Raw genomic sequence first — 10,829 nt, forward strand, 5'->3', positions numbered from 1 at the left:
GCGCGATGCGCGAAGGACGGCAGCAGGTTCGCGCGGCATCACCGTCTCCCATTTCCGTACTAACCCGTTTGCGTCGCACCGATGGCGCGCATCGCTTCATGCAACTGCTGTTCGAAGCGAGCCCACTCGGCTTCCGTTCCCGGCAGTCCGAAACGCACGCTGCCCTTGGGTGCAACGAGCGACGGCGCGAACCGCCGCGTCCACACACCGCGTTGCGCGAGCGCTTCGTGCAACGCGGCGGCACGCGCATCGTCGGTCCATGCGAAGAGCGGCGTGCCGCGCGTGGCGAAACCGTGCGAATGCAATAGCGCGCCGAGCCGCGCGCTTTCGCCGGCGAGCCGCGCACGCATCTGCGCCTGCCATGCGGTATCGGCGAACGCGGCGCTCACCGCATGACGCGCCGGACCGCTGACCGTCCACGCGCCGAGCCTGTCGCGCAGCGTGGCGAGCCACGCGGGCGCGGCGAGCACGAAACCGGCGCGCACGCCCGCGAGACCGAAGAACTTGCCGGGCGAGCGCAGCACGATCAACCCGTCGAGCTGCGTGCGCGCCGCGAGCGACGCGGCAGGCACCGTATCGGCGAACGCCTCGTCGACGAGTAGCGTGCCGCCGCGCTCGCGCAGTTGCGCGTGCCAGTGCAGCAGCTTGTCGGCGCTGAGATGCGTGGCGGTCGGATTGTCGGGATTCACGATCGCGACGTGCGTGAGCGTGGCGGGCAGCGTGTCGCACTGCACGTCGAGCGCGGCGACGTCGTGCCCCGCGCGCGCGAACGCCGGCGCGTATTCGCCGTACGTGAGCGGCGCGATGCCGACCGTCGCGCGCGGCAGCAGCGCGGGCAGCGCGCGAATCGCGGCCTGGCTGCCGGCGACCGGCAGCACGTGCGCGGCATCGGGCGCACCGTAGTATTGCGCGGCGCGCGCGGCGAAGCCGTCGCCATCGTCGGGCAGGCGGCGCCATGCGTCGGCGGGAACCGGCGGCACCGGATAGCCGTGCGGATTGATCCCTGTCGACAGATCGAGCCATTGCGCGTACGGCAGGCCGTAGCGCGCGGCCGCTTCGTGCAGGTTGCCGCCGTGCGCGATCGGGCCGGCGGGCATCGGCTCGGCGCTGGGCCGATCCTCGCGCGGGTCGATGGCCTTAACCATGAAACGGCACGCTCAGCAAAGCCAGCACGATCAGCACGGCCAGCCACAGAATGATCGTGCGCTCGACCAGCATCAACGCGGCGCCCACATGGCGCGCTTCGGCGGGATGCCCGAAGCCGAGCGTCGGGCGCTGTTCGAGCGTGCCGTGATACACCGCCGCTCCGCCGATCAGCACGTTCAGGCTGCCCGCGCCAGCCGCCATCACCGGGCCCGCGTTCGGGCTATCCCAGCGCGGCGCCTGCTCGCGCCAGCAGCGCCATGCGCTCAGCGTGTCGCCGAGCAGCGCGTAGCTCGCGGCGGTCAGGCGCGCGGGAATCCAGTTCAGCACGTCGTCGATGCGCGCCGCGGCCCAGCCGAAGCGCAGATAGCGCGGCGTGCGATAGCCCCACATCGCGTCGAGCGTATTGGCAAGGCGAAAGCCGAGCGCGCCCGGCCCGCCCGCGATCGCGAACCAGAACAGCGCGCCGAAGATCGCGTCGTTGCCGTTTTCGAGCGCCGACTCGACGGCGGCGCGCGCGAGCGCGGCTTCGTCGGATTGCGTGGTGTCGCGCGACACGATGCGCGCGGTCAGAAGGCGCGCGCTGGCGAGATCGCGGGCACCGAGCGCCCGCGCGATCGGCGCGATGTGGTCGCGCAGGCTGCGCGCGCCGAGTGCGAACCACAGCAGCGCGACGTGCAGCGCGCAGGCCGCGAAAAACGGCAGCACGGCGACGAGCCACCACGCGACCAGCACTGGCGGCAGCACCGCGAGCGCCCATGCGAGCAGCCCCTTCAGACGCAGACGCCGCCCGCGGTTGCAACGCGCTTCGAGGCGCGCGGCCCAGTGGCCGAAGCCGACCAGCGGATGCGCGCGGCGCGGCTCGCCGAACCAGCGGTCGACGGCCACGCCGGCGGTGGCGAGCGTCGCGATCAGCGGCAGAGTCAGCATCACGCGGGGCTCGCGGTTTTCAGGGCGAGCGGCAGGCCCGCGACCATCAGCGTGGCGGTGCGGCTTAGTGCCGCGATGCGTTGATTGAGCCGTCCGAGTTCGTCGACGTAAAGACGCGTGGCCGCGCCGAGCGGCACGACGCCGAGGCCGATTTCGTTGCTGACCACGATGATCTTGCCGCGCGCCGCGGCGAGCGCCGCTTCGAGCGCGGCGGCGCGCGCGTGGTAGGGCTCGATGGGCGGGGCGTTTTCGCGGGTATTGTCGGTGGCGTCGGCGGTGTCGGCAGGACAGAGCAGGTTCGCGAGCCACAGCGTCAGGCAGTCGATCAGCAGGCACTGACCCGGCGCGTCGTGTTGCGAGACGACGCCGGCGAGGTCCTGGTCCGCCTCGACGAGACCCCAGTGCGCGGGCCGCCGCGCGCGATGATGCGCGATGCGCGCGCCGAATTCGGCGTCGCCGCTGACGCGGGCGGTGGCGATGTAGGTGACGGGCAGGGCGCTGTCGCTCGCGAGCCGCTCGGCGTGCGCGCTTTTGCCCGAGCGGGCGCCGCCGAGGACGAAGGTGAGGTCGGGGGAAATCATCGCGTGATTGTACCGGCGTGCGCCTCTGGCCGGCGCGGTGGGATAATGCTGGTCTTGCCGCCGCGCGCCCTGTGCCGGGCATCGGGCACCGAGTGCAGCAGGCGCACGATGCGCGCAACGTGTACGACGTGCATGAAGCACGCGCGGCATCGCCCCGACCGCCCATTCCGATCCGACCGCCCTTGCCGTGACCCGAACCCCGCCGATTTCCACCAACGCCTTGCCCGTGCCGCGCGGCACGCTGATGATCCAGGGCACCACGTCCGATGCGGGCAAGAGCACGCTCGTGGCCGGCCTGTGCCGTCTCGCGCGCCGCGCGGGCGCGCGGGTCGCGCCGTTCAAGCCGCAGAACATGGCGCTGAACAGCGCGGTGACCGTCGACGGCGGCGAGATCGGCCGCGCCCAGGCGCTGCAGGCGGTCGCCGCCGGCATCGCCGCGCATACCGATCTGAACCCGGTGCTGCTCAAGCCGACCAGCGATCGCGGCGCGCAGGTCATCATCCACGGCAAGGCGCGCATGAATCTCGACGCGCGCGCGTATCACGAGTACAAGCCGGTCGCGTTCGAGGCCGTGCTGGCGTCGTATGCGCGGCTGCGCGCGGCGTACGACACGGTGTTCGTCGAGGGCGCGGGCAGCCCGGCCGAGATCAATCTGCGCGAGCGCGACATCGCCAACATGGGTTTCGCCGAAGCGGTCGATTGCCCGGTCGTGCTCGTCGCCGACATCGATCGCGGCGGCGTGTTCGCGCATCTGACCGGCACGCTCGCGTGCCTGTCGGCAAGCGAGCAGGCGCGCGTGCGCGGCTTCATCATCAACCGCTTTCGCGGCGACGTGAGCCTGCTCAAGCCCGGCCTCGACTGGCTCGAAGCGAAGACCGGCAAGCCGGTGCTCGGCGTCGTGCCGTATCTGCACGGCCTCACGCTCGACGCCGAGGACATGCTGCCGGCCGAGCTGCGCGCGGCCGGCAGCGGCGACGCGGCGCGCCTGCTGCGCGTGGTCGTGCCGGTGCTGCCGCACATCAGCAATCACACCGATTTCGACGCGCTGCGCGTGCACCGCCAGGTCGATTTCCAGTACGTGCGCGGCGGCACGCCGCTGCCGCCCGCCGATCTGATCATTCTGCCGGGCTCGAAGAACGTGCCGGGCGATCTCGCGTTTTTGCGCGCGCAGGGCTGGGACGCGGTGCTCGCGAAGCATCTGCGCTACGGCGGACGCGTGATCGGCATTTGCGGCGGCATGCAGATGCTCGGGCGCGAGATTGCCGATCCGCATGGCGTGGAGGGCGCGCCGGGCACGTTCGCAGGGCTCGGCTGGCTCGACTATGCGACGGTGCTCACGCGCGAGAAGACGCTGAAGAACGTGACCGGGCGGCTCGCGCTGCCCGGTGCGCCCGAGGTGGCGGGTTACGAGATTCATATGGGCGAGACGCGCGGGCCGGCGCTCGACGCGCCGGCGCTGCGGCTCGATGGCGCGCGGGAAAACGCCGGTGCGCAGGGCACGTGTCCCGACGGCGCGTTGTCCGTCGACGGACAGATTCTCGCGACCTACGTGCATGGCCTGTTCGACACGCCGGCCGCGTGCGCGGCGCTGCTCGCCTGGGCGGGCCTGAGCGACGCCGAGGAAGTCGATTACGCGGCGCTGCGCGAGGCGTCGCTGGAGCGACTCGCGGATACGCTCGCCACGCACGTCGATATGCGCAGGCTGTTCGCGGCGGTGGGGTGAAGGCTGGCACTGGCCCGAGCAGGTCGCAACGTGTGCTGCGATTGCACCGCGCCTACGGCCGGAGCGCCGAAACACGCCCGCAAGCTGCAAAAAGCGTGCGCCGTCCCGGCCGCGCGCCCGTTGCCTCGACGCGGGGCGAATCGGGCGCGCCCCGCGCCGCTTGCCGTATCGCTTACGGCATCGCTCAGTACAGCACCATCTGCGTGCAGCGGAACAGCGCGATCGTCTTGCCGTCCGGACCGGTGACGGTCGCGTCCCAGACCTGCGTGCTGCGCCCGAGGTGCACGCCCTTCGCGACCGTGCGGATCGTGCCCTGCGTCGCCGTGCCGAGGAAATTGCTTTTCAGCTCGATCGTCGTGAAATTGCGCGCGTTCTCCGGCAGGTGCGCGAGGCACGCGTAGCCGCAGGCGGTGTCGGCGAGGCCGATCACGCTGGCCGCGTGCAGGAAGCCGTTCGGCGCCAGCAGTTCCTCGCGCACGGTCAGCTCCGCGACCAGCATGCCCTGTTCGACGGACAGCGCGCGCAGGCCGAGCAGGTCCGGCAGCTTGCCTCGCTGGCGCTCGTGCAGGCGTTCGACGGTATATTCCGGGCGCAGTGTGCTCATGAGATTCGGGTCCTTATCGATAAAACGGCGGGTTCAGGCAGCCGATTCGCCGTTTTGGGGCTTCGGCCGCGCTGCATTTGTCGATATTATCAACGGCTGACGGGCGGGCGAACCTGAGAAACGACCGATCAGGCACGGATCGGAACCCGCGGGCGCTGGTCTGAACCGATCAGGCGCAATGGCGCGGCAAACCGGCTGGCGGAGTCCAGCCTTCTTTCCAGGAGAATTCATGTCGGTGATCGTGGTGGCGAATCCGAAGGGCGGCGTGGGCAAAAGCACGCTATCGACCAATCTGGCCGGCTATTTCGCCGCGCAGGGCGAATGGGTCGCACTGGCCGACCTCGACAAACAGCAGTCCGCGCATGCGTGGCTCGCGCTGCGGCCCGAGACGCTGCCGGCCATCGAGACGTGGGAAGTCAACACCGAGACGCCGGCCAGGCCGCCCAAGGGGCTCGATCACGCGGTCATCGACACGCCGGCCGGCCTGCACGGCAACCGCCTGAACATCGCGCTCGATCTGGCCGACAAGGTGATCGTGCCGCTGCAGCCGTCGATGTTCGACATTCTCGCGACCCAGGATTTTCTCGAACGTCTCGCGAAGGAAAAGGCGGTCAGGAAGGGCGCGATCGAGGTCGGCGTGGTCGGCATGCGCGTCGATTCGCGCACGCGCTCGGCCGAGCAACTGCATCGCTTCGTCGAAGGGCTCAAGCTGCCGGTGCTCGGCTTTCTGCGCGACACGCAGAACTACGTGCAACTCGCGGCACACGGCCTGACGCTGTGGGACGTCGCGAAAAGCCGCGTGGAGAAGGATCTGGAGCAGTGGCGGCCGATCGTCGAGTGGACGAACGGCACGGGGAAGAAGGACTGAAGCGAAGGACTGAAGCAGAGGGCTGAAGCGAAGCACCGCGGCGGGGCGGCCCGCCGTCGGTCAGGCGGCAGGCCGGGCCGCGCTCAGGTCCAGTTCTGCGTCGGCACGTGATCGCGGCTGCCCTTGATCCGGTTGTTTTCGTCGACGAACACGAGGTCCGGCTTCCAGCCCGCTTTCAGCTCGGCTTCGTCGACCACCGCGAACGCCGCGATGATGACCAGATCGCCGAGCTGCGCGCGACGCGCGGCCGAACCGTTCAGCGAAATCATGCCGCTGCCGCGCTCGCCCTTGATCGCGTAGGTCGAGAAACGCTCGCCATTGTTGATGTTCCAGATGTCGATGCGCTCGTTTTCGACGATGTTCGCCGCTTCGAGCAGGTCTTCGTCGATCGCGCACGAGCCTTCGTAGTGCAACTCGCAGTGCGTGACCACGGCGCGGTGGATTTTCGACTTCAGCATGTTGCGTTGCATGACCAATCCTGTGTGACTGTGCTGGGTAGTTTCGATGAAACCCGGTGCCGTCGCGACCGGTTCGATCGTAGCGCCGGCGGCTGGCGGCGTCAGATTTCGAGGTTGTCGATGAGGCGGGTCGCGCCGAGCTTGGCGGCCGCCAGCACGACGAGCGGCGCGTTGGCGTCCTGCGTGCCGGGCGCGATCAGGTTCGAGCGCTTGCGGATCGCGATGTAGTCGGGCTTCCAGCCGCGCGCGGCGAGGGCTGCTGCCGCCGCCTGTTCGAGCTTCGCGAAGTCGCGCTCGCCCGCGAGCACCGCGTCGCGGATGCGATTCAGCTCGGCGGCCAGCACCGGCGCCTCGGCGCGCTCGGCGTCCGACAGATAGCGGTTGCGCGAGCTTAGCGCGAGGCCGTCGGTGTCGCGCACGGTTTCGGCGGCGACGATTTCGGTCGGCAGCGCGAACTGGTGGCACATCTGGCGCACGATCATCAGCTGCTGGTAATCCTTCTTGCCGAACACCGCGACGCGCGGCTGCACGCACGACATCAGCTTCATCACGACCGTGCATACGCCGTGGAAGAAGCCGGGGCGGAATTCGCCCTCGAGAATGTCGCCGAGATCGTGCGGCGGATGCACGCGATACTCTTGCGGCTCCGGATACAGGTCCTTTTCGGCCGGCGCGAACAGCACATAGACGCCTTCCTTCTGCAGCTTCTCGATGTCGGCTTCGAGCGTGCGCGGATATTTGTCGAAGTCCTCGTTCGGGCCGAACTGCAGCCGGTTGACGAAGATGCTCGCCACGACCGGGTCGCCGTGCTGGCGCGCGAGGCGCATCAGCGACAGATGGCCCTCGTGCAGATTGCCCATGGTCGGCACAAAGGCCGTGCGATTCTGGCCGCGCAACTGGTCGCGCAATTCATGGATCGAGCTGATGACTTTCATGATCGGACAGGAATGGGTTCGCGCGCCGCGCGCGCCCCGGTTGGCGCAAGACCTCGGGGAATCGCGCAGGCCGCCGCCTTACCGGCGATGACGGGTTCGGAGCGCGGATTGTAGTGGATTTGCGGGCCGGGCGCACCGAATGGCGGCGTGTGTCCGGCGCGGGGCGCGGCGGGTTCGCCCGTGGCGCCCGCCAGGCCTTGCGTTGGCGGGGTTCTAGCGGTTTTCCCGTGGGCCGGCCGGCGGCCCGGCGCGGTGCCGGTTCCGTCGCGCGGCCGGGGGAGCTAGGAGCCGCCGTTGCGCCGGCCCCACCGAAAAACAGCAGGACCGATCGGGCCGCCGCGATCGGCCGGTTCACAATCAGGCCGCTTGATCGGCCGCTCAATCAGGCCGGCAGATAAGCGAGCCGCACGTAAATCGGCGCGAACGGCTCCGCCTGCGTAATCTCGACGAGCGATTCGCGGCACAGTTCGAGCACGGCGATGAAGTTCACCACCACGACCGGCACACCCCGGCTCGTATCGAACAGGTCGGAGAACTCGATGAAGCGCGTGTTCTGCAACTGCCGCAGGATCAGGCTCATGTGCTCGCGCACCGATAGCTCTTCGCGCGAAATCTTGTGATGCTGGACGAGCTTCGCGCGCTTGATGACGTCGGCCCACGCGGCGCGCAGATCGTCGCTGCTCACGTCCGGGAAGCGCGGCGTGATGCTCTGCTCGATATAGACCTCGGCGCGCAGGAAGTCGCGCCCGAGCTGCGGCAACTGGTCGATGCGCTGCGCGGCGAGCTTCATCTGCTCGTATTCGAGCAGGCGGCGCACGAGTTCGGCGCGCGGGTCCTCGGCGTCCTCGCCGGTGTCGGCCTTCTTGACCGGCAGCAGCATGCGCGATTTGATCTCGATCAGCATCGCGGCCATCAGCAGATACTCGGACGCGAGTTCGAGATTGGTCTTGCGCAACTGCTCGACGTAGCCGAGATATTGCGTGGTGACATCCGCCATCGGGATGTCGAGCACGTTGAAGTTCTGCTTGCGGATCAGGTACAGCAACAGATCCAGCGGTCCCTCGAAGGTCTCGAGGAACACTTCGAGCGCGTCCGGCGGGATGTACAGGTCGTTCGGCAGCTTGAACAGCGGCTCGCCGTACAGGCGCGCGAACGCGACGCCGTCGACCGTGTCGGGTGTCGAGTCGGTGGCGGGAGCGGCGAGCGCGGCATCGGCCGGCGGACCGTGCAGCGGCCCATGGACCGGCCCATGCAGCGGGCCGTGGGCCTCGTCGGCGTGACTCATCGTCGGCGTGACTGGGGCGCTCAGAAGTTCTGGTAGTACTGGTAGGGTGTCTGCGCGACGCGCGAGGCTTGCTGCTCGGCGCGTTCGTCGAGATCGACCGGCTGTTTGTCCCACAGCAGCGCTCGGCCGCGGCGTTGCTCGGCTTCCAGATTGGGTTTCTGCTGCTTGAGCTGGTTCAGGAACTGGGTGATGTCCGATTGATACATGGCTCGACGTCCGTGATGGGTGAAAGGGCGCGCGTCTGGCAGTGCCGGCGACGCGGCGCCATCGTGGCGGAATTTTACCGCATGCGCCGCGCGCGGTCGAAAAACGCCGCCCCCTCTTTTTGGGATCTCGCCCCCCGCGCCGATGTGGTCAAATAGCAGGCCCGGGCGCGCCGGGAGCAAGCACTGATCAATTCTGGCCGGAGGTCCTGTTTGGCGGTAGGTACGATCGACAAGCCGCGTGGGCGGCGCGGGCGAGAACGGCAGCGGCACGCCGCGCGGCACCGTTCGCTGCCCGTGCGGTGCTGGCTGCTCGCGTGGCTCGCGTTGAGTCTCGTCCTGCTGACGCTCGTGGCCGGCGAGGCCCACGCGGCGCGCGCGAAGCCGAGCTACAAGGTCGACGTCGTCGCCGAGCCGCGCGCGCTGCGCCGGCTGCTCGAACAGCACCTCGACATCGCCCGTTTCGCGAAGCGGCCCGACATCAGCGAAGACCAGTTCTCGTTTCTGATTACCGCCACGCCGCAGCAGGTGCGCGATCTCGCCGCGACCCAGGGCTATTTCTCACCGGTCGTCAGCACCGACGTGCGCACCGTCGACGACGTGCGGCGCGTCACCGTGCGGGTCGAGGCGGGCCCGCAGACCCTCGTCAGCTCGGTCGACCTGTCGTTTCGCGGCGCGGTCGTGACCGAGGACACGGCGCAGGAAAACGCCACCCGCTTCGCGTTCTCGCTGCACGAAGGCCAGCCGTTTTCGCAGAGCGACTGGGACGACGCGAAGAACGCCTCGCTGCGCGAGTTGCAATCGCGCCGCTATCTTGCCGCGAAGATCTACCACTCCGAGGCGCTCGTCGATCCGCGCACGCACACGGCGAAGCTGTCGGTAACTTACGACAGCGGCCCGACCTTCACGATGGGCGCGATTGACGTGCAGGGTACGCGGCGCTATCCCGAGCGCATCGTCCATAACGTCAATCCGATTTCGCCGGGCCAGGTCTACGACACGCGCAGCGTCGCCGAACTGCAGCGGCAATTGCAGAACACGCCGTACTTCGCGAGCGTCGCGATCGATCTCGACAACGACCCGGCCAAGCCGCTCAACACGCCGGTGCACGTGAAAGTGTCGGAGTTTCCGTATCACAGCTTTCGCGGCGGCGTCGGCTATTCGACCGACAACGGTCCGCTCGTGCAGGGTGCGTACACCTATCTGAACACGTTCGGCAAGGCGTGGCCGTTCACGGTCGAGGGGCGCGCCGACCAGACCCAGCAGTACGGCCAGATTCAACTGTCGATGCCGCCGGGCCCGCGCGCGTGGACCAATAGCGTGCTCGCCTCGTACACGACCACCGACGTCTCCGACACGCGCATCTACAGCATTCGCGGTGGTGTGCAGCGCTCGCGCACCTCGCAATACCTCGACTACAGCTACTCGCTGCTGTTCTACGACGACCGGCTCGACCAGAACGCGGCGCCGCCGACCACCGCGCACGCGCTCGTGCCGGCGTGGTCGTGGACCCGGCGCAATACCGACGACCCGCTGTTCCCGCGCAGCGGCAACCTGATCCACGCCGAGGCGGGCTTCGCGGTCAAGGGCCTGCTGGCCGACCAGACCTTCATTCGCGGCTACGCGCGCGGCCAGCAGTATCTGCCGATCGGCCATGACGACATCGTGCTGATTCGCGCCGAACTCGGCGGCGTGTTCACGAGCGGCAGTTCGAGCGGCATTCCGGCATCGCTGCTGTTCCGCGCAGGCGGCTCGAACTCGGTGCGCGGCTACGGCTTCCAGAGCATCGGCAACGACGTCGCCGGCTCGATCCTGCCGACCAAATATCTCGTGACGGGCGCGGCCGAATATCAGCACTGGTTCTCGCACGACTGGGGCGCGGCCGCATTCTTCGACATCGGCACCGCCACCGACACCTGGGGCGAGAAAGTCTTCTATCCGGGTGTCGGCGTCGGCGCGCGCTGGCGCAGCCCGGTCGGTCCGGTCAACGTCGATCTCGCGTACGGCATCCGCAACAGAAGCGTGCGGCCTTACCTGACGCTCGGCATCGCCTTCTGACGCGCCGATGCAAACCCGCCAGCCTATCTGCCAACTTATTC

Annotated in this window: 11 protein-coding genes; 3 read left to right on the forward strand and 8 right to left on the reverse strand. The window is 68.7% G+C overall.

The genetic code is table 11. From position 1 onward, the window contains the following. Positions 1–59: 59 nt before the first annotated feature. The 3 genes from cobD to cobU are packed head-to-tail and all read right to left on the reverse strand — an operon-like array spanning position 60 to position 2,654. The gene (gene cobD, locus F3J20_RS20490; RefSeq protein WP_167284389.1) at positions 60–1,097 is read right to left on the reverse strand and encodes a threonine-phosphate decarboxylase CobD; all 1,038 of its coding nucleotides are present in this window, start codon (positions 1,095–1,097) and stop codon (positions 60–62) included. A gap of 40 nt (positions 1,098–1,137) precedes the next feature. Beyond that, positions 1,138–2,073, reverse strand: a complete 936-nt coding sequence (gene cbiB / locus F3J20_RS20495; protein ID WP_167284390.1) for an adenosylcobinamide-phosphate synthase CbiB — start codon at positions 2,071–2,073, stop codon at positions 1,138–1,140. Further along, positions 2,073–2,654, reverse strand: coding sequence for a bifunctional adenosylcobinamide kinase/adenosylcobinamide-phosphate guanylyltransferase (cobU, locus tag F3J20_RS20500; protein WP_167036587.1), 582 nt, complete (start codon positions 2,652–2,654; stop codon positions 2,073–2,075). The genes cbiB and cobU overlap by 1 nt, the downstream gene beginning before the upstream one ends. A 244-nt stretch (positions 2,655–2,898) precedes the next feature. On the opposite strand from cobU, the gene F3J20_RS20505 reads away from it, so the two are divergent. Continuing rightward, complete coding sequence (locus F3J20_RS20505; protein WP_205192485.1) at positions 2,899–4,377, forward strand: cobyric acid synthase; 1,479 nt, start codon at positions 2,899–2,901, stop codon at positions 4,375–4,377. Between the two features lie 184 nt (positions 4,378–4,561). Here F3J20_RS20505 and F3J20_RS20510 read toward each other — a convergent pair whose 3' ends face one another. Further along, complete coding sequence (locus F3J20_RS20510) at positions 4,562–4,981, reverse strand: PaaI family thioesterase (protein WP_167284373.1); 420 nt, start codon at positions 4,979–4,981, stop codon at positions 4,562–4,564. Positions 4,982–5,210: 229 nt separating this feature from the next. Between F3J20_RS20510 and F3J20_RS20515 the strand changes: the two genes are divergently transcribed. Next, positions 5,211–5,849, forward strand: a complete 639-nt coding sequence (locus F3J20_RS20515; RefSeq protein ID WP_167036593.1) for a ParA family protein — start codon at positions 5,211–5,213, stop codon at positions 5,847–5,849. An 83-nt stretch (positions 5,850–5,932) separates the two neighbouring features. On the opposite strand, the gene panD is transcribed toward F3J20_RS20515, so the two are convergent. The 4 genes from panD to F3J20_RS20535 form a co-directional block, all read right to left on the reverse strand. Next, on the reverse strand, positions 5,933–6,319 hold the full coding sequence (panD, locus tag F3J20_RS20520; protein WP_167036596.1) for an aspartate 1-decarboxylase: 387 nt from the start codon (positions 6,317–6,319) through the stop codon (positions 5,933–5,935). Between the two features lie 89 nt (positions 6,320–6,408). After that, complete coding sequence (panC, locus tag F3J20_RS20525; RefSeq protein ID WP_167036598.1) at positions 6,409–7,242, reverse strand: pantoate--beta-alanine ligase; 834 nt, start codon at positions 7,240–7,242, stop codon at positions 6,409–6,411. A 382-nt stretch (positions 7,243–7,624) separates the two neighbouring features. Then, the gene (locus tag F3J20_RS20530; protein WP_240158624.1) at positions 7,625–8,527 is read right to left on the reverse strand and encodes a ScpA family protein; all 903 of its coding nucleotides are present in this window, start codon (positions 8,525–8,527) and stop codon (positions 7,625–7,627) included. 20 nt (positions 8,528–8,547) lie between these two features. After that, positions 8,548–8,733 carry a DUF3460 family protein gene (locus F3J20_RS20535; protein WP_167036601.1) on the reverse strand — a complete coding sequence of 62 codons (186 nt, stop codon included), beginning with the start codon at positions 8,731–8,733 and terminating at the stop codon, positions 8,548–8,550. Between the two features lie 210 nt (positions 8,734–8,943). On the opposite strand from F3J20_RS20535, the gene F3J20_RS20540 reads away from it, so the two are divergent. After that, on the forward strand, positions 8,944–10,788 hold the full coding sequence (locus tag F3J20_RS20540; protein WP_167036604.1) for an autotransporter assembly complex family protein: 1,845 nt from the start codon (positions 8,944–8,946) through the stop codon (positions 10,786–10,788). The last annotated feature ends 41 nt before the right edge of the window (positions 10,789–10,829 follow it).

This window comes from Paraburkholderia sp. Cy-641, assembly GCF_011752945.1.
Taxonomy (GTDB): Bacteria; Pseudomonadota; Gammaproteobacteria; order Burkholderiales; family Burkholderiaceae; genus Paraburkholderia.

Coding starts and splice junctions, on each gene's coding strand:
- cobD (WP_167284389.1), bottom strand. CDS start 1,097: ATGCCCGCCGGCCCGATCGCGCACGGCGGCAACCTGCACGAAGCGGCC.
- cbiB (WP_167284390.1), bottom strand. CDS start 2,073: ATGCTGACTCTGCCGCTGATCGCGACGCTCGCCACCGCCGGCGTGGCC.
- cobU (WP_167036587.1), bottom strand. CDS start 2,654: ATGATTTCCCCCGACCTCACCTTCGTCCTCGGCGGCGCCCGCTCGGGC.
- F3J20_RS20505 (WP_205192485.1), top strand. CDS start 2,899: ATGATCCAGGGCACCACGTCCGATGCGGGCAAGAGCACGCTCGTGGCC.
- F3J20_RS20510 (WP_167284373.1), bottom strand. CDS start 4,981: ATGAGCACACTGCGCCCGGAATATACCGTCGAACGCCTGCACGAGCGC.
- F3J20_RS20515 (WP_167036593.1), top strand. CDS start 5,211: ATGTCGGTGATCGTGGTGGCGAATCCGAAGGGCGGCGTGGGCAAAAGC.
- panD (WP_167036596.1), bottom strand. CDS start 6,319: ATGCAACGCAACATGCTGAAGTCGAAAATCCACCGCGCCGTGGTCACG.
- panC (WP_167036598.1), bottom strand. CDS start 7,242: ATGAAAGTCATCAGCTCGATCCATGAATTGCGCGACCAGTTGCGCGGC.
- F3J20_RS20530 (WP_240158624.1), bottom strand. CDS start 8,527: ATGAGTCACGCCGACGAGGCCCACGGCCCGCTGCATGGGCCGGTCCAT.
- F3J20_RS20535 (WP_167036601.1), bottom strand. CDS start 8,733: ATGTATCAATCGGACATCACCCAGTTCCTGAACCAGCTCAAGCAGCAG.